Annotated in this window: 15 protein-coding genes; 12 read left to right on the forward strand and 3 right to left on the reverse strand. The window is 69.6% G+C overall.

Translation table 11 applies throughout. From position 1 onward, the window contains the following. Positions 1-12 precede the first annotated feature (12 nt). Positions 13-951, forward strand: a complete 939-nt coding sequence (locus ACFY0U_RS42320; protein ID WP_388645394.1) for a VOC family protein — start codon at positions 13-15, stop codon at positions 949-951. Between the two features lie 18 nt (positions 952-969). On the opposite strand, the gene ACFY0U_RS42325 is transcribed toward ACFY0U_RS42320, so the two are convergent. Beyond that, positions 970-1,569, reverse strand: a complete 600-nt coding sequence (locus tag ACFY0U_RS42325; protein ID WP_388645396.1) for a TetR/AcrR family transcriptional regulator — start codon at positions 1,567-1,569, stop codon at positions 970-972. A 114-nt stretch (positions 1,570-1,683) separates the two neighbouring features. Here ACFY0U_RS42325 and ACFY0U_RS42330 point away from each other — a divergent pair, with 114 nt between their 5' ends. Genes ACFY0U_RS42330 through ACFY0U_RS42345 form a run of 4 tightly spaced genes read left to right on the forward strand, consistent with a single transcriptional unit; the run spans position 1,684 to position 6,200 of the window. Further along, the gene (locus ACFY0U_RS42330) at positions 1,684-2,703 is read left to right on the forward strand and encodes a fumarylacetoacetate hydrolase family protein (RefSeq protein ID WP_388645398.1); all 1,020 of its coding nucleotides are present in this window, start codon (positions 1,684-1,686) and stop codon (positions 2,701-2,703) included. Between the two features lie 17 nt (positions 2,704-2,720). Continuing rightward, positions 2,721-3,299, forward strand: a complete 579-nt coding sequence (locus ACFY0U_RS42335) for a cupin domain-containing protein (RefSeq protein ID WP_388645399.1) — start codon at positions 2,721-2,723, stop codon at positions 3,297-3,299. After that, entirely contained in the window at positions 3,296-5,239 is a 1,944-nt protein-coding gene (locus ACFY0U_RS42340) for an acetoacetate--CoA ligase (RefSeq protein ID WP_388645401.1), read from the forward strand. The genes ACFY0U_RS42335 and ACFY0U_RS42340 overlap by 4 nt, the downstream gene beginning before the upstream one ends. 7 nt (positions 5,240-5,246) lie before the next feature. Further along, entirely contained in the window at positions 5,247-6,200 is a 954-nt protein-coding gene (locus tag ACFY0U_RS42345; protein WP_388645403.1) for a fumarylacetoacetate hydrolase family protein, read from the forward strand. A gap of 6 nt (positions 6,201-6,206) precedes the next feature. On the opposite strand, the gene ACFY0U_RS42350 is transcribed toward ACFY0U_RS42345, so the two are convergent. Beyond that, complete coding sequence (locus ACFY0U_RS42350; protein ID WP_388645405.1) at positions 6,207-6,746, reverse strand: MarR family winged helix-turn-helix transcriptional regulator; 540 nt, start codon at positions 6,744-6,746, stop codon at positions 6,207-6,209. Between the two features lie 202 nt (positions 6,747-6,948). Here ACFY0U_RS42350 and ACFY0U_RS42355 point away from each other — a divergent pair, with 202 nt between their 5' ends. From ACFY0U_RS42355 to hpaD, 6 genes are read left to right on the forward strand one after another with little or no spacing between them, the layout of a single operon-like run. Next, entirely contained in the window at positions 6,949-7,452 is a 504-nt protein-coding gene (locus ACFY0U_RS42355; RefSeq protein WP_388645407.1) for a flavin reductase family protein, read from the forward strand. 37 nt (positions 7,453-7,489) lie between these two features. After that, complete coding sequence (gene hpaB / locus ACFY0U_RS42360) at positions 7,490-8,941, forward strand: 4-hydroxyphenylacetate 3-monooxygenase, oxygenase component (RefSeq protein ID WP_388645409.1); 1,452 nt, start codon at positions 7,490-7,492, stop codon at positions 8,939-8,941. 15 nt (positions 8,942-8,956) lie between these two features. Then, positions 8,957-10,414 carry a fumarylacetoacetate hydrolase family protein gene (locus tag ACFY0U_RS42365; protein WP_388645411.1) on the forward strand — a complete coding sequence of 486 codons (1,458 nt, stop codon included), beginning with the start codon at positions 8,957-8,959 and terminating at the stop codon, positions 10,412-10,414. Continuing rightward, entirely contained in the window at positions 10,411-11,358 is a 948-nt protein-coding gene (dapA, locus tag ACFY0U_RS42370; RefSeq protein WP_388645413.1) for a 4-hydroxy-tetrahydrodipicolinate synthase, read from the forward strand. Before ACFY0U_RS42365 ends, dapA begins: the two co-directional genes overlap by 4 nt. Next, positions 11,355-12,842 (forward strand): 5-carboxymethyl-2-hydroxymuconate semialdehyde dehydrogenase, encoded by a 1,488-nt coding sequence (hpaE, locus tag ACFY0U_RS42375; protein ID WP_388645415.1) that lies wholly within the window; start codon positions 11,355-11,357, stop codon positions 12,840-12,842. The genes dapA and hpaE overlap by 4 nt, the downstream gene beginning before the upstream one ends. Continuing rightward, entirely contained in the window at positions 12,839-13,840 is a 1,002-nt protein-coding gene (gene hpaD, locus ACFY0U_RS42380; protein WP_388645416.1) for a 3,4-dihydroxyphenylacetate 2,3-dioxygenase, read from the forward strand. The genes hpaE and hpaD overlap by 4 nt, the downstream gene beginning before the upstream one ends. A gap of 334 nt (positions 13,841-14,174) precedes the next feature. Here hpaD and ACFY0U_RS42385 read toward each other — a convergent pair whose 3' ends face one another. After that, positions 14,175-14,564, reverse strand: a complete 390-nt coding sequence (locus ACFY0U_RS42385; RefSeq protein WP_388645418.1) for a MarR family winged helix-turn-helix transcriptional regulator — start codon at positions 14,562-14,564, stop codon at positions 14,175-14,177. Positions 14,565-15,106: 542 nt separating this feature from the next. Between ACFY0U_RS42385 and ACFY0U_RS42390 the strand changes: the two genes are divergently transcribed. Beyond that, on the forward strand, positions 15,107-17,317 hold the full coding sequence (locus ACFY0U_RS42390; RefSeq protein WP_388645420.1) for an MMPL family transporter: 2,211 nt from the start codon (positions 15,107-15,109) through the stop codon (positions 17,315-17,317). Positions 17,318-17,336 lie beyond the last annotated feature (19 nt).

The raw sequence follows: 17,336 nt of genomic DNA on the forward strand, positions 1-17,336 counted from the left end.
ACAGGAGTTCACATGCCCGACCAGCCCATCACCCACCTTCGGCACGTCGACATCGCGGTTCAGGACTACGACAAGCAGGTCGCCTTCTACGAGCAGCAGTGGGGGCTGACCAAGGCCGGTTCCGACGGCGACGTCACCTACTTCGCCGCCGAGGGTTCACCCGAGCAGTACGTCGTCCGGGTCCGTCGCTCTGAGGACAAGCGCCTCGACCTGGTCTCCTTCGGCGCCGCCGACCGCGCCGCGGTGGACGGCCTCGCCACCCGCCTCGCCACCGACGGCGTGCAGCTGGTCAGCGAGCCGGACACGCTCCAGACGCCCGGCGGCGGCTACGGCTTCCGGTTCTTCGACGTGGAGGGGCGGACCATCGAGATCTCCACCGAGGTCGCCACCCGCACCCACCGCAGGATCGAGGAGCGCGAGGACATCCCGGTGCGGCTGTCCCATGTCGTGCTCAACTCCCCGGAGCCCGAGCGGATGATGGCCTTCTACGAGAAGTACCTGGACTTCCGGCTCTCGGACACCAACGTGCACCCGCAGCTCGGCGGGATCATGTGGTTCCTGCGCTGCAACCCGCAGCACCACAGCATGGCGATCGCGCGCTGTCCCCATGTCTCGCTGCACCACGCGTCCTTCGAGATGCGCGGTCTGGAGGAGTACATGCGCGGCAGCGGCCGTTTGATGCGCGACGGGATCCACAAGGTCTGGGGGCCCGGCCGGCACCGCGCCGGGGACAACACCTTCACGTACTTCCACGACCCCAACGGCAACACCATGGAGTACACCACGGAGCTGGAGACCCTGGACGAGGACACCTGGCACCCCCACCTGTACAGCACCGACGACCCGGAGACCTCGGACGTGTGGGGGACCTCCAACCCGATGAACGACTTCGTGTCCCGGGAGATGTTCAACGACCCGGACCGGGGGTTGTTCGTCGCACCGCCGGTGTGACGGCCGGGCGGACGGGGGTCAGGACTCCTCGTCCGGCGACGGACGCGCTGCCAGGCCGCGGATCCCCAGGTCCACGAGCTGTTCCGCGAGCGCGTCGTCGAGCGGGACGCCGCCGAAGAGGAGGTGGAAGTAGACCGGGGCGTAGAACATCTGGGCTGCCGACGCCGGATCGAGGTCGGACCGGAAGACGCCCTCGTCGATTCCCCTGCGCATCAGCTTCTCGACGGCCGCGGCGCGCTCCTGCCAGAACCGCGCGCGGAAGTTGGCCATCGTCTCGGGGTCGTACTGCCCCTCGGCGATGATCTGGGCGACCAGCTTGCCCTGCGGGCCGGCGTAGCGGGAGATCAGCGACTTGAGGTGCGTCAGGAGGGCCTCGCGCACCGGCACCCCTTCGGGGATGCGGGTGTGCGCCAGGTGGTTCTCCATGAAGGCGTCGATGACGACCGCGGCCTTGTTCGGCCACCACCGGTAGATCGTCGCCTTGCTGACCTTGGCCCGCTTGGCGATCGCCTCCATGGTCAGTTTCTGCACCGTGATGGCGCGCCTGCCGTCGCGGACAAGGAGGTCCATGGTCGCGTCGAGGATCGCTCGACGACTCGATTCGCTTCGTACAGCCACGAAGTGAAAATACCCCACTCACGGCCTCATCTCCCAATGCCAGTAGGGGATCGACAAGGCAATTCATTCCCCATACGATACGAAACGTTTCGAATAGAAAGAGGAGCCGCAGACATGAAGCTGGGTCGGATCTCCACACCTTCCCCCGACGGCGAGCAGATCAGGCTCGTCGCCGTACGGCCCGACGAGGGCAGGGTCATCGACCTGGCCAGGGCCTATGCCCTGGGCAGGCAGGCGCAGCGCGCGACGCCGGACGCGGCCCGCCGGCTGGCCGCCGCCCACTTCCCGTCGAGCATGGCCGCCGCCATCGCCGCCGGGCCGGCGTTCCTCGACGCCGCCCACTGGGCCGTGGACCGGGCCGCCGACGACGCCTCGCTGCCGATCGAGGGGCTGTCCTGGGTGGCGGCCGTCGACCCGCCGGTCATCCGTGACGGACTGACCTTCCCGGCGCACATGAAGGGGTTCTCCGAGAAGGTGGGCGGCGGACTGCCCAACCCCCAACTGTTCAAGACGCCCGGCTACTTCAAGGGGTCCACCGGAGTGGTCTACGGCCACGACGAGGAGATCCCCTACCCGGCCTACTCCGAATTCGTCGACTACGAACTGGAGATGGGCCTCATCGTCGGTGCCGCGGGCCGCAACCTGACCCCCGACGGCGCCCGTGCCTACCTCTTCGGCGTCACGATCTTCAACGACTTCAGCGCCCGTGACATCCAGGGGCCCGAGATGGGCATGGGCATGGGTCCGCAGAAGTGCAAGGACTACGCGTACGGCATCGGTCCGTGGATCACGACCGTCGACGAGCTGCCCTCCGTCGACGGCCTCAAGGGTGTGGTCCGCGTCAACGGCGAGGTCTGGAGCGAGACCAGTGCCGAGGGAATGATCTACACGCCGGAGGAACTGCTCGCCTACGTCTCCATCAACGACCGCCTTCAGCCCGGCGACCTCATCGGCTCCGGCACCCTGCCCAACGGCTCCGGCCTGGAGCTGGACCGGCGGCTGTCGCCCGGAGACGTCGTCGAACTCGAACTGGAGGGCGTCGGTGTCCTGCGTAACCGCATGAGCGCCGAGCCGGACAAGGCCCCCTGGTGGCCCGAGCCCCGTCCGTACCCCTTCGGTACGCCGGCGAACTGACGACGGGACCAAGAGAGATGAGCAACCCGCACGCCATCAAGCCGGTACGGCGCATCGTCACGGGTCACACCGCCGACGGCCGTTCCACCGTCGTCAGCGACGGCCCGGCCCCGAACGTCTTCGCGTCCGACACCGTCGAAGGGTTCGGCGCGATCGTCCCCTGGCAGACCGAACCGGGCGATGTCAGCAACGACGGCAGCCAGGACGCGGCCTCCGCCGACGTCCAGGTGCCGATGTACCCCAAGCTCGGAGGAACGGTCTTCCGGATCGCGAGCTTCCCGCCCGACACCGCCTACACCGACGTCGCCGCCGACTCCCTCTTCGACGACATCGACGGCGAACACGCCCGCGCCGCCGCGCCCCCCGCCGCCGGCGACCGCCACTTCTGGTTCCACCGCACCGACAGCCTGGACTACGCCCTCGTCCTCGAGGGCGAGATATGGCTGCTGACGGACGAGGGAGAGACCCTCGCCAGGGCCGGTGACGTGATCATCCAGCGAGGCACGAGCCATTCCTGGTCCAACCGCGGTGACACGACCTGTCGCGTGGCCTTCGTCCTCATCGGCGCCCTGCCCGTCGACACCGCTGTCTCATGACCACCCCGCACGACACCCTGTGGACGCCGAGCCCCGCCCGGCGGGAGGGCAGCGAACTGGTTCGCTACCGCCGTGGGCTGAAGGACTACGACGGCGGCGACGACTACCTGGATCTCTGGCGCTGGTCGACACAGGACCCGGGCCGGTTCTGGGAGTCCGTCGCCGAGTTCGAGGACGTACGACTCGGTGGTACCCCGACCGGCCCGGTGGCTCCCCGGGAGATGCCCGGCGGCACGTGGTTTCCCGGCCGTACCGTGAACTACGCCGAGCATGTGCTGCGCCGCTGCCCGGGCGAGGCGCTCGTCGTCGTGGACGACGACGGCACGTCCCACAAGCTTTCGCGAGCCGAACTGCGCGGCCAGGTCGCCGCCCTCTCCGCCGCGCTGCGCCGGATGGGCGTGGCCCACGGCGACCGGGTGGCCGCCGTCCTGCCCAACCGCGCGGAGGCCGTCGTAGGGCTCCTCGCCTGTGCCGCGGTGGGGGCCGTGTGGTCGGTGTGCTCCCCGGAGTTCGGCGCGGACGGGGTGCTCTCGCGGTTCGCCCAGCTGGAGCCCAAGGTCCTGATGCTCACGGACGGCTACCACTACGGCGGACGGACGCACGAGCGCACGGACGAGATGCGTACCGTGATCGACCGGCTGCCGTCGGTGGAGCACGTGCTCTGGGTCGACCACCTCCACCCCGGATCCCCGCCCACGGCGGACCGCCCCGTGTCGCTCTGGGGCGCGGTCACGGCCGGGGGAGACGAGCCGGAGTTCGACGAGCTGCCCTTCGACCACCCGCTGTGGGTGCTGTTCTCCTCCGGCACCACCGGGGCCCCCAAGGGCATCGTGCACGGCCATGGAGGTGTCCTCCTGGAACACCTCAAGGTCCTGCGGCTGCACTCGGACCTGAGGGCCGGCGACCGCTTCCTCAACGTCGCCAGCACCAGCTGGGTGGTGTGGAACATGCTCGTCTCCGGGCTCGCGGTCGGCGCCACGATCGTTCTCCTGGACGGGAACCCGGTCCGCCCCGACCTGGGGCGCGTCTTCCGTGTCGCCGACGAACACGACGTCGGCACGCTCGGTGTCAGTGCCGGATACCTGCACGCCTGCCTCAAGGCCGGTCTCGCCCCTGAGACCGGGGCACTGCGGACGGTGCAGGTGACCGGATCACCGCTGTCCACCGACGGTTTCCGCTGGGTCCACGACCGGCTCGGAGACGTGTGGCTGACCTCCATGAGCGGCGGCACCGACGTGTGCTCGATCTTCGTCGGCGGCGCCCCCACGCTGCCCGTCCGCGTGGGGCGCATCCAGGCACCGGCGCTGGGCGTCTGTGTCGAAGCCTGGGACGAGGACGGCAAGCCCGTGATCGGCGAGCGGGGCGAGCTGGTGATCACGCGGCCGATGCCCTCGATGCCGCTCCGCTTCTGGAACGACCCCGACGGCCGGCGCTATCGGGAGAGCTACTTCTCCGTGTATGCCGGAGCCTGGCGGCACGGGGACTTCATCGAGTTCGAACCCGACGGCAGCAGTGTGATCCACGGTCGCTCGGACTCCACCCTGAACCGGCAGGGCGTGCGCATGGGGCCGGCGGACATCTACCGGGTCGTCGAGGCGCTGCCCGAGGTGCGCGAAGCCCTCGTCGTGGGCGCCGAACTGGGCGAAGACGCCTACTACATGCCGCTGTTCGTCGCCCTCCAGGACGACGCTGAGCCCGAAGCGGTGGCGCGGCGCATCAACCAGGTGCTCCGGGAGGAGCTGTCACCGCGGCACGTGCCCGACGAGGTCGTGCCCATGCGCGGGATCCCGCACACCCGCACGGGAAAGAAGATAGAGGTGCCGGTCAAGCGCTTGCTGCAGGGAGCTTCCCTGAGCGACGTCGTGGACCTGGGCGCGGTGGACGACTGCGCGCTGCTCCAGGAATACGCGGAGTTCGCCCACACCCGCCGGAAAGCATGAGGAAACCATGAGCCAAACCCCTTTCTCACTGGGAACGTTCGCCGACGGACAGTCCGGTCCCTTCCCCGGCATCGTCGTGAACGACAGGGTGTACGACACCCGGACCGTCCTGCCCGAAGCCACGACCACGTCGGACCTGCTGGCCGACTGGGACACCTCCCTGGAGGTGCTCCAGTCCCTCGCCGACGCACCCGAGGGCGACGGGCGGCCGGTCGGCGAGCTCACCGTGCTCGCCCCGGTCCATCCGCCGGGCCAGATCTTCGGCGCCGGGGCCAACTACCGCGAGCACGTCATCCAGATCACCGTGGCGCACCGCCTGGGGACGGCGGACGCCACCGAGGAGGAACTGCGCGAGCAGGCCGCCCGGGAGATGGACGAACGCGCCGCGCACGGCGAGCCGTACGTGTGGGTGGGCGTCCCGTCCGCGATCAGCGGCCCGTACGACGACGTCGTCCTGCCCTCCCTCGGGGAGAACCACGACTGGGAACTCGAACTGGGCGTGATCATCGGGCGCGAGACACGCGAGGTGAGCCGTGACGAGGCACTGGACCACGTCGCCGGGTACACCGTCTGCAACGACCTGACGACGCGCAGCCTGGTGCCGCGACCGGACATCCCGATGATGGGGACCGACTGGATGAGGGCGAAGAACCAGCCCACGTTCTACCCCACGGGCCCCTACCTCGTGCCGGCGCGGTTCGTGCCCGACCCGCAGGACCTGGACATCACGCTCCGGCTCAACGGCAAGGTCATGCAGAAGGGCAACACCAACGACATGATCTTCGGGGTGGCCGCCCTCATCTCGTACATCTCGCACCGGGTGACGCTGCTGCCGGGCGACATGATCATCACCGGCTCCCCGCAGGGCAACGGCTCGCACTACGGCCGGTTCCTGCGCGCGGGCGATTTGATGGAGAGCGAGATCACCGGGCTCGGCACGCAGCGCAACCTCGTGAGGTAGCCGCCGTCACGTCCGTTGCCTGACCTCGAATCGCAGTGAGTGGGCGGTGAGCTTCTCCAGCAGTGCGATGAGCGTTGTCTGCTCGTCGGCGCTGAGCGAGCCCGCCCACTCCTGTTCGCGTTCGTTGTGCGCCCGGAACGCCGTGGTGATCGCGTCCAGACCGCTCTCGGTGAGGCTGAGGCTGACCGCGCGTCCGTCGTGCGGGGCGCGCACCTTGGTGACGAGACCGTCCCGCTCCAGCGTGTTCACCAGCGCCGACACGGCCGCGCGGCTCATGCCGGACAGCTCCGCGACCTTCTTCGCCTCGACGGGGCTCGACAGCCAGATCGCGAACAGCACGCGGAAGCCGGGCCACGACCATCCCCGGGGCCGGTGGACGGTCGATTCCAGGTCGTAGACCAGCATGTTCGCGGCCCGGTGGAGGGTGAGCACCAGCCGCATCGCCAGCGGGTCGACGCCCGGGAGCTCACGGCTCGCGCGGTTGACCGCGTGATCGATGAACGACCAGAAATGCAGGTGCTCGTTGTCCGAGGGCTCGTGGTTCACACCAGGAGTGTAGGCCGGACCTCGTGCCGCTCCGGGGGTTCCCAAGAGCGGCCGGGCCCGGTACCGTCCAAATAATCAAAGCTTTGATTACATGCTTTGGTCAGGATCTTTTGCGCTTCGTCCCCGGCCTTGCCGGACCAGCGCCGACTCTCCCCGGCTTCCGGGAGTGCACAGCCGGCGATCGACTCAAGGAGTCCTCCTCATGTCCCAGACTCTCGCCCCGCCCAGCCCCGGCGCCCTGCGCGCCTGCATGTCCCGGTTCGCCACCGGCGTCACCGTCGTGACGTACGCGGGCGAGGACGGTCCCCGGGGCGCGACCATGAACTCCTTCACGTCCGTCTCCGCCGATCCCGCGCTGGTGCTCGTCAGCGTCGCCCGACGCGCCCGCTGTCACGACCAGCTGATCGACAGCCCCTTCTGCGTCAACATCCTCGGCGCCGAACAGGAGCCGATGGCCCGGCTGTTCGCCGGGGCGCCGGGCGCCGCCGAGCCCCGCTGGGCGACCGGGGCTCGGGTGCCCCGCCTCGCGAACCCCCTGGCATGGGTGGAGTGCGAGCCCTGGCGGGCCTACGACGGCGGCGACCACACCCTCGTCGTCGGCCGCGTCACCGACCTCGGCCACCGCGACGGCGACGCCCTCACCTACGCCTGGAGCCGCTTCGGCACCGCGGCCGAGTCCACCGACGGCATCGAACACCTCATCTGAAACCCCACCCGCTGATCACCTCCCCAGGAGAACCACCATGGCCGCACGCACCGGCAAGGAATACCTGGAGCGCCTCGCCGCCTCCCGCCCCACCGTCCACATCCAGGGCGAGACGGTCACCGGCGGCGTCCAGGACCACCCCGCCTTCCGCAACGTCGTCCAGACCTACGCCGAACTGTTCGACCTCCAGCACTCGGACGAGCACAAGGACGTCCTCACCTACACCTCGCCCACGTCCGGCGAGCCGGTCGGCACGTCCTTCCTCAACCCGAAGACCCCGGAGGACCTTCTCAAGCGCCGCAAGGCGTTCAAGGTGTGGGCCGACCACAGCAACGGCATGCTCGGCCGCACCGGCGACTACATGAACAGCTCCCTGATGGCGCTCGCCTCGGCCGCCGACTGGTTCGCCCAGGCCAACCCCGCCTTCGGAGAGAACATCCGCCGCTACTACGAGAAGGTCCGCGAAGAGGACCTGCTGTGCACGCACACGCTGATCCCGCCGCAGGTCAACCGGTCCGTGGCCGGTACCCAGCAGGCCGGCGGCAAGCTCGCGGCCCGCATCGTGAAGGAGGACGACAACGGCGTCGTCATCCGCGGTGCGCGCATGCTCGCGACGATCGCCCCGTTCGCCGACGAGATGTTGGTGTTCCCGTCGACCGTGCTGCGCGGCACCCCCGAGGACAAGCCGTACTCGTACGCCTTCGCCATCCCCAACGACACCCCGGGCCTGCGCTACATCGCCCGCGAACCGCTGGACTACGACCGCCCGCGTCACGACCACCCGCTCGCTACCCGCTTCGAGGAGTCGGACTGCGTGGTCGTCTTCGACGACGTGCACGTGCCGTACGAGCGCTGCTTCGCCCTCGGCGACGCCGAGCTGTGCAACGGCTTCTACTCGCAGACGGCGTCCGTGGTGCACATGACCCACCAGGTCGTCACCCGCACCACTGCCAAGACCGAGTACGTCCTCGGACTGGTGACGCTGCTGACCGAGGCCATCGGTATCGAGCAGTTCCAGCACGTCCAGGAGGACGTCGCCGAGATCATCACCACGCTGGAGATGCTGCGGGCCTTCCTGCGCGCGGCCGAGGCGGACGCCGAGGTCAACGAGTACGGGGTCCTCACTCCCGCCTGGGCCCCGCTCAACGCCGCCCGCAACCTCTACCCCAAGCTCTACCAGCGCTTCCCGCAGATCCTGCGCAAGCTCGGCGCCTCCGGCCTGATGGCCACCCCGACCGAACTCGACATCACCGGCCCCGCCGCCGCCGACATCGAGGCGTACCTGCAGTCGGCCACCCTGACCGGCCCCGAGCGCGTCAAGCTCTTCCGCCTGGTGTGGGACACCTGCATCTCCGCCTTCTCCAGCCGCCAGGCGCTGTACGAGTACTACTTCTTCGGCGACCCGGTCCGGATGGCCGGTGCGTACGTGAAGAGCTACGACCGTGAGCCGTACAAGGCCAGGGTCCAGGCCTTCCTCGACCGCGCCTGATCCCGGACGGACGACATGACGCACCCGCTCGGGAACCCCCCGTCGAAGATCATCGCTCTGCATCTCAACTACCCCAGCCGCGCCAAGGAGCGCGGCCGAATCCCCGCTCACCCCTCCTACTTCCTCAAGCCACCCTCGTCGTTGGCGGGCACCAAGGAGGCGCTCGTCCGCCCCGAAGGATGCGAACTCCTCGGCTTCGAAGGCGAGATCGCCCTCGTCATCGGCTCGCGCGCGCAGCGAGTCAGGCCCGAGGACGGCTGGCAGTACGTGCGCTGGGTGACCGCCGCCAACGACGCGGGCGTGTACGACCTGCGCTACGCCGACCGCGGTTCCAACCTCCGTTCCAAGGGCGGAGACGGCTTCACTCCCATCGGGCCGCGCCTGCTGGACGCCCGCCAACTCGACCCGGCCGCCCTCCGGTTGCGGACCTGGGTCAACGGCGAGCTGGTCCAGGACGACACCACGGACACTCTGCTGTTCCCGTTCGGCGAGCTGATCGCGGACCTGTCGAGGCAGGTCACCCTGGAGCCGGGGGACGTCATCCTCACCGGCACGCCGGCCGGCGCCTCCGTGGTCGCCCCCGGTGATGTGGTCGAGGTCGAGGTGTCGGGCAACGGGCTGTCCACCGGACGCCTGCGCAATCCCGTCGCCGCCGGCCCCGCCCTGGAGCCGTACGGGGCGATGCCCAAGGCCGATCCGGCGGAGCATGAGGCCGCGTACGGGACGGCGTACACGCCTACGCCGCTGCTGGACAAGCAGATCGAGGAGGGACTGCGCTCGGTCGCCGTCGCCACCCTCAGCGCACAGCTCCGTGCCCGCGGCCTGCCGCACATGTCCATCGACGGCGTCCGCCCCACGCTGCCGGACCGGACCATGGTCGGCGTCGCGCACACCCTGCGCTACCTGCCGCTGCGCGAGGACCTCTTCAACAAGTACGGCAACGGCATGAACGCCCAGAAGCGGGCGATCGAGGAGCTGCGGCCGGGCCATGTGCTCGTGATGGACGCCCGCCGCGACACCTCCGCCGGGACCCTCGGTGACATCCTCGCACTGCGTGCCCAGATGCGTGGTGCGGCCGGGGTCGTCACCGACGGCGGCCTGCGCGACAGCGCCGCGGTCACCGAACTCGGCCTGCCCGTCTACCACGGCGGGGAGCACCCCTCCGTCCTGGGCCGCCGCCACGTCCCCTGGGACACAGGCGTGCCCATCGCCTGCGGCGGCGCCCTGGTGCAGCCCGGCGACCTGATCGTCGGTGACGCGGACGGCGTCGTGGTCGTACCGCCCGAGCTGGCCGAGGAGCTGATCGCCGACTGCGGGGAGCAGGAGCTGCGGGAGCGCTTCATCACCGAGCAGGTGCGTGCCGGGCACAGCGTCGACGGGCTGTATCCCCTCGGTCCCGACTGGCGCGAACCGTTCGACCAGTGGCGCCGCAGCCAGGACCCCTCGCAAGCCTCGCAAGGAGAATCCGCATGAAGTTCCGCAGTGACCCGTCCGCCATCCGCGGATCCATCGCCCCGGTCGTCACCCCGTTCACCGACGAGGGCGCCGTCGACCACGACAGCCTGCGCTCCCTGATCCGCTTCCAGCTGGACTCCGGTTCGCACGGCATCTCGCTCGGCGGCTCCACCGGCGAGCCCAGCGCGCAGACCGTCGCCGAGCGGATCGCCGCGATGCGTACGGCCGTCGAGGAGATCGGCGACCGGGTGCCCTTCCTGCCCGGAACCGGCTCCCACAAGCTGAACGAGACCCTGGAACTCACCGCCGCGGCCCAGGAGTTGGGCGCCGACGCGGCCCTGGTCATCACGCCGTACTACGCGCGGCCCACGCAGGAGGCCCTCTACGAGTGGTACGCGAGGGTGGCCCGGGAGTTCCCGGACCTGCCGATCGTCGCCTACAACGTGCCCTCGCGCACGGCCGTCGACATCGCGCCGGAGACGGTGAAGCGGCTGTTCACCGACTTCGACAACTTCGTCGGGGTCAAGGAGACCACCAAGGACTTCGAGCACTTCTCGCGCGTGCTGCACGCCTGCGGCCGCTCGCTGCTGGTGTGGTCCGGCATCGAGCTCCTGTGCCTGCCGCTGCTCGCCCTCGGCGGCGCCGGCTTCGTCAGCGCCGTCGCCAACCTGGCGCCGGGCGCCGTGGCCAGGATGTACGAGCTGTGGGAGGCCGGGGACTTCGACGGCGCACGTGACCTCCACTACCGCCTGCACCCGCTGGTGGACCTGCTGTTCGTGGAGACCAACCCGGCCCCGGCGAAGTGGGTCCTTGCCCAGCAGGGACGGATCGCCTCGCCTCATGTACGGCCACCGCTCATCACGCCTACCGCCCCGGGCCTGACCTGTATTCGCGCCCTCCTCGCCGAGGGCGGGGACCTGACGCAGCGGCTCGCACCGCAGCAGAACGGAGCCGACAAGTGAGCGCCGCCCCCGAGGGCCTGCCCTCGACCATCCGGCACTGGATCGGCGGCGAACTCGTCGACGCGGCCGACGGCCGCGCCTTCGATGTCACCGACCCGGTGTCCAACACCGTCTACACACAGGCCGCACGCGGTGCGCGGGACGACGTCCAGCGGGCCGTCGAGGCGGCGCAGGCCGCCTTCCCCGGCTGGTCGTCCATATCCAACCGTGAGCGTGCCCGCGTCCTGTACCGCGTCGCCGACGCAGTCGAGGCCCGCCACGACCGGCTCGCCCGCTTCGAGTCGTACGACTCGGGTCTGCCGATCACCCAGGCCAAGGGCCAGGCCCGGCGCGCGGCGGAGAACTTCCGCTACTTCGCCGACGTCATCGTGGCGCTCGGGGAGGAGGCCTTCCGGCAGGGCGAGGAGCAGTTCAGCTACGTGGTCCGCACCCCGGTCGGGGTCGCCGGCCTGATCACTCCGTGGAACACCCCGTTCATGCTGGAGAGCTGGAAGCTCGCGCCGGCCCTCGCCTCCGGCTGCACGCTCGTGCTCAAGCCCGCCGAGTGGACGCCCCTGTCGGCTTCGCTGTGGCCGGAGATCTTCGCCGATGCGGGTGTGCCGGCCGGAGTCGTGAACATAGTCCACGGCATCGGTGAGGAGGCCGGGCAGGCCCTCGTCGACCACCCGGACGTGCCCCTGATCTCCTTCACGGGCTCGACCGACACGGGCCGCCACATCATCCGTTCCTCGGCCGAGCACCTCAAGACCACGTCGATGGAGCTGGGCGGCAAGTCCCCGGTCGTCGTTTTCGCCGACGCCGACCTCGAAGCGGCCCTGGACTCCGTGGTCTTCGGCGTGTTCTCGCTCAACGGCGAGCGCTGCACGGCGGGTTCCCGGGTGCTCGTCGAGCGCCCGCTGTACGAGGAGTTCACCCGCCGCCTCGCCGAGCGCGCCGAGCGGGTCAGGGTCGGCCTGCCCTCCGACCCTGCCACCGAGGTGGGGGCGCTGGTCCACACGGAGCACTACGAGCGCGTCCTGAACTACGTCGAGATCGGCAGGAAGGAGGCCCGGCTGGTGGCGGGCGGGATCCGCCCGGACCACCTGTCCGAGGGCAACTACCTCCAGCCGACCGTGTTCGCCGACGTGTCCCGTGACGCCCGTATCTTCCAGGAGGAGATCTTCGGCCCCGTCGTCGCCGTCGCGCCCTTCGATGACGAGGCCGAGGCGGTCGAGCTGGCCAACGCCACCCAGTTCGGCCTGGCCGCGTACATCTGGACCTCGGACCTCAAGCGCGGCCACCGCATCGCGCACGCCGTCGAGTCCGGAATGATCTGGATCAACTCCCACAACGTCCGCGATCTGCGCACCCCCTTCGGGGGAGTCAAGGCATCCGGCGTCGGCCGCGAGGGCGGCGCCCACAGCATCGACTTCTACACCGAGTCGAAGATCGTCCACGTCGCTCTCGGCGACGTCCACACCCCCCGCTTCGGAGCCGCCTCATGAGCACAACGGCACCCGACGTGGTCCGCTCCGCCTACGCCCAACTGGCCGTCACGGACCTGGCCAAGGCCCGTTGGTTCTGGGTGGACATGCTCGGATTCCATGTCCAGTACGAGAACGCCGACTCGCTCTACCTGCGCGGGACCGACGAGCTCACTCATCACTCGCTCGTGCTGCGCAAGGGGGAGATCGCCGCTCTCGACCACATCTCCTACCGCGTCCGCACCCCTGAGGACGTCGACAAGGCGGAGAAGTTCTTCACCGAACTCGGGCGCCCCGTCAAGCGGTTGAAGAAGGGCGAGGGCACGGTCGGAGTGGGAGACGCCGTACGCGTCGTCGACCCGCTCGGCTTCCCGGTCGAGTTCTTCCACGAGATCGAGCGTGGTGAGCGCCTCATCCAGCGTTACGACCTCCATCGCGGCGCCCAGATCGCCCGCCTGGACCACTTCAACATCTGCACCCCCGACATCCCGGCCGCCTACGCCCACTACAAGTCCCTCGGCTTCGGCTGCTCGGAGACCATCGAGGGCGACGAGCACGAGCTGTACGCCGCCTGGATGTACCGCAAGCAGACCGTCCACGACGTGGCCTTCACCGGTGGCGCGGGCCCCCGCCTGCACCACCTCGGGGTGGCCACCCACGAGTCCCACCAGGTATTGCGGACCGCCGACATCTTCGGCGCGCTGCACGAGGAGAAGCACATCGAGCGCGGGCCCGGCCGGCACGGTGTCTCCAACGCCTTCTACGTCTACCTGCGCGATCCCGACGGCCACCGGGTGGAGATCTACACCTCCGACTACTACACCGGCGACCCGGACCACGAGACGTACCGGTGGAGCGTCCACGACGACCGCCGCCGCGACTTCTGGGGCAACGCCGTCATCGAGTCCTGGTACAAGGAGGCGACCCCGGTCCTCGACCTCGACGGGCGGCAGCAGCCGGTGAGCAGCTCCCTGCTGGACGAGTCCGCCGTCCGGGTCGGGGCCGACGGACTCGGCTGACCGCGTGGAACAAGGAGGGCCGCGGGCCAGGTGATCGTGACCTCGTCGAGCGCATGAGTGCGCTGCCGCTCGATCTGGACGCCGGTCCCTCCCGCGGGCCTGCTCGCTGGCCCACCGGGACGACCTGCCGCGTCGTGCGGGGTCGCTGAAGTACGGCTACGCCATCGGCGCGGCTGGCGGCCGCCCGTGGCGCTGACGGCAGGTCCGCCGGGCGCGATGCGGAGGCCCTGCCCCTGCGGCGTGGCCGGCGCCCGGCTCACCGGAACGCGTCGGGCAAGGTCGCCGCATGGTGGGAGTTGACCTGGCGACACTCCGCCTGGGGCCTCGGGTCTGCTCAGCAGTCACTCTCGGGGGCGAGCGCCTCGCGCTGAGCCGTCTGGGCCACCCGCATGAGGAGATGGCGGAGTTGGCGGGCGTCGTCCTCGTCGAGGTCGGCGAGCAGGCGTGCCTCGGCGAGGGAGAGGCTGTGCTGGGCGCGTGCGAGGTGGGTGCGTCCCTCTTCAGTGATCAGGACTTGACGTGCCCGCCGGTCGCGGGGGTCGGGCCTGCGCGTGATCAGCTGACGGGCTTCGAGATCGTCGAGCAGATAGGTCATGACGGTGCGGTCGAGGTTCACCTGCTGCGCGAGTGCGAGTTGGGAGGGGGGCTCACCAGAGGCCAGGGCGACCAGGACGAGGTAGCCCCGGTGCCCACCGGGCAGCTCCTCCATGCCACTGGTGGCCATGCGAACGAAGCTTGAGGAGATCATGCGGAGAGCCCACCCCAGCTCCGACTCGAGCCCGGCTCCGTTGGCAGAGGAAGGGGATGCGCTCATCCGGTCAATCTACCGCACTCACACAGCCCACCAGATCGTCTTGTCAGCAGAACATCTGTGGTGCATAGTTTCTGGCCATAGGCACAACCTGCGCGGACAGAAAGTGAGAACGCGATGAGTGCCAGCACCCCGCTGCAGGGCAGCACCACCAACGGCGCGGTCATCTTCGCCGACGGCGGCGAAACCAGCACGCTGCCGGTGTGAGGAAACCACCGTGGAGGTCTTCGCGATCGATGCCACAGGGCGGCCTCTGACAGGGGAAGAGCCCCGGCATCTCGCCGACTTGTCGACGAGCGCCACCCGCTGACCTCACTGTCTCCCCCGCGATGACCGGGCCCGGCTCTTGGCGGGAGCGTCACGACCCCCGCACGGAGTAGGGGTGTCACCGCCGGGCGAGAGTCGGCCCGTTCCGTGTGTCGGCACCTGCCGAACTACCCACCTGTGGAGCCCCATTGTCTACTCTCGCACGCTGGTGCTACCGACACCGGCTCGTCGTCGTGCTGCTCTGGCTCGGCCTGCTCGGCGGACTCGTCGCCGCATCGCAGGGCGCCGGAAGCGCCTACAACAACACCTTCTCACTGCCGGACACCGAGTCCACCAAGGCCCTGAACCTGCTGAGGTCGTCCTTCCCCGCTCAGGCCGGCGACACGGACACCGTGGTCTGGCACGTCGACTCCGGCTCCGTGCGCGAGAGCGCGACGAAGGAGCGGATGACTGACACCCTGGACAAGATCGCCAAACTGCCCGAGATCAGCAGTGTCACCAGCCCCTACAGTCGGCAGGGCGCGGCCCAGATCAGCAAGGACGGCCGTACCGCCTACGCCCAGGTGAACTTCGCCAAACTTCAGCAGGAACTCGACGATGCGGACATCCAACGGGTGATCGACACCGCTGAGGCGGCCAGAACCGACGGCCTGCAGGTCGAACTGGGCGGCCAGGCGATCGAGAGCACCGAGCAGACACCGCCGGCCAGCAGTGAGATCGTCGGCGTGCTGGCAGCCGCCGTAGTGCTCTTCTTCGCCTTCGGCTCGCTGTTCGCCATGCTGTTGCCGATCCTGACCGCGGTGGCCGGGGTAGGCACCGCCATCCTCGCCACCGGCCTGCTCAGCCATGCGATGACCATCGGTGAGATCGCCCCGACCCTGTCCGCACTCATCGGCCTCGGTGTGGGCATCGACTACGCCCTGTTCATCGTCACCCGGCACCGCAAGGGCCTGCAGGCCGGGCTCGACGTCCAGGATGCCCTGGTCAGAGCGGTGAACACCTCGGGGCGTGCCGTCCTGTTCGCCGGCGGCACCGTCTGCATCGCCCTGCTCGGCATGTTCGTCCTCCAGACCGAATTCCTCAACGGAGTCGCCGTCGCCTCGGCGCTGACGGTGGCGCTGACCGTGCTCGCCGCGGTCACCCTGCTTCCGGCCCTGCTGGGACTGCTCGGCACCCGCGTTCTCGGGCGGCGGGCACGGCGCCGGCTGGCCGCGGGCGAGCCACTGCCCGAGAACGCGACGTCCGGCCCCTGGGTCCGCTGGGCCGCTCTGGTCGAGCGGCGCCCGCGAGTGCTGTCCCTGGTCGCACTGGTGGTGATGGTCACCCTCACCCTTCCCGTGTTCTCCCTGCGCCTGGGGTCGTCCGACGCGGGCAACAACCCGGCGTCCACCACCACCCGCAAGGCCTACGACCTGCTGGCCGACGGATTCGGCCCCGGCTTCAACGGGCCGCTGCAGCTGGTCGCCGAGGCCCCCTCGGCCGCGGACAAGGCCGCCCTGACGGAACTGTCCGCCCGGCTGGAGAACGTCGAAGGGGTCGCGAGCGTCAACCCGATGCCCATCGGGCCCGGCTCCACGGTGGGCATCGTCCAGGTCGTCCCCACCACCTCCCCGCAAGACAAGGAGACCTCCGACCTGATCGACCGCCTGCGGGACGAGGTGATCCCCGCAGCCGAGAAGGGCACCGCCCTGAAGGTCCACGTCGGCGGACAGACCGCGATCTTCGATGACTTCGCGACCGTGCTCACCGGCAAGCTGCCGCTGTTCATCGCGGTGATCGTCATCCTCGGCGGGCTGCTGCTCATGCTCGCCTTCCGCAGCCTGCTGATCCCGGCCGTCGCGGCGGTGATGAACCTGCTGGCCGCCGGAGCATCCTTCGGCATCCTGATCGCGGTGTTCCAGTGGGGCTGGGGCTCGGAAGCCATGGGGCTCGGCCGGGCAGGTCCGGTGGAGGCCTTCCTCCCCGTGATGATGATCTCCATCCTGTTCGGCCTGTCCATGGACTACCAGGTGTTCCTGGTCAGCCGGATGCACGAGGAGTGGGTGCACACCAAGGACAGCGCCCGAGCGGTGCGCGTCGGCCAGGTGGAGACCGCGCGGGTCATCACCGCCGCCTCCGCCATCATGGTCTGCGTCTTCATCGCCTTCGTCTTCGGCGGCCAGCGCACGATCGCCGAGTTCGGTATCGGCCTGTCCGCTGCGGTCGCCCTGGACGCCTTCGTCCTGCGCACCATCCTGGTCCCGGCATCCATGCACCTGTTCGGCAAGGCCAACTGGTGGCTCCCGGCCTGGCTGGACCGCAGGATGCCCCACCTCTCCGTCGACCCGCCGGACGACCCCCTCCCGGCCCCGTCGCCGGACAGTCCGGCCCCGGAACCCGAGCCGTCCACCCGCCTCTGAAACCCGTCCCTGCGCGGCA

This window comes from Streptomyces sp. NPDC001536 (assembly GCF_042894505.1).
Classification (GTDB): Bacteria; Actinomycetota; Actinomycetes; order Streptomycetales; family Streptomycetaceae; genus Streptomyces.

Coding starts and splice junctions, on each gene's coding strand:
- ACFY0U_RS42320 (WP_388645394.1), top strand. CDS start 13: ATGCCCGACCAGCCCATCACCCACCTTCGGCACGTCGACATCGCGGTT.
- ACFY0U_RS42330 (WP_388645398.1), top strand. CDS start 1,684: ATGAAGCTGGGTCGGATCTCCACACCTTCCCCCGACGGCGAGCAGATC.
- hpaD (WP_388645416.1), top strand. CDS start 12,839: ATGAGCACAACGGCACCCGACGTGGTCCGCTCCGCCTACGCCCAACTG.
- ACFY0U_RS42355 (WP_388645407.1), top strand. CDS start 6,949: ATGTCCCAGACTCTCGCCCCGCCCAGCCCCGGCGCCCTGCGCGCCTGC.
- ACFY0U_RS42345 (WP_388645403.1), top strand. CDS start 5,247: ATGAGCCAAACCCCTTTCTCACTGGGAACGTTCGCCGACGGACAGTCC.
- ACFY0U_RS42340 (WP_388645401.1), top strand. CDS start 3,296: ATGACCACCCCGCACGACACCCTGTGGACGCCGAGCCCCGCCCGGCGG.
- ACFY0U_RS42385 (WP_388645418.1), bottom strand. CDS start 14,564: ATGGCCACCAGTGGCATGGAGGAGCTGCCCGGTGGGCACCGGGGCTAC.
- hpaB (WP_388645409.1), top strand. CDS start 7,490: ATGGCCGCACGCACCGGCAAGGAATACCTGGAGCGCCTCGCCGCCTCC.
- ACFY0U_RS42335 (WP_388645399.1), top strand. CDS start 2,721: ATGAGCAACCCGCACGCCATCAAGCCGGTACGGCGCATCGTCACGGGT.
- dapA (WP_388645413.1), top strand. CDS start 10,411: ATGAAGTTCCGCAGTGACCCGTCCGCCATCCGCGGATCCATCGCCCCG.
- ACFY0U_RS42365 (WP_388645411.1), top strand. CDS start 8,957: ATGACGCACCCGCTCGGGAACCCCCCGTCGAAGATCATCGCTCTGCAT.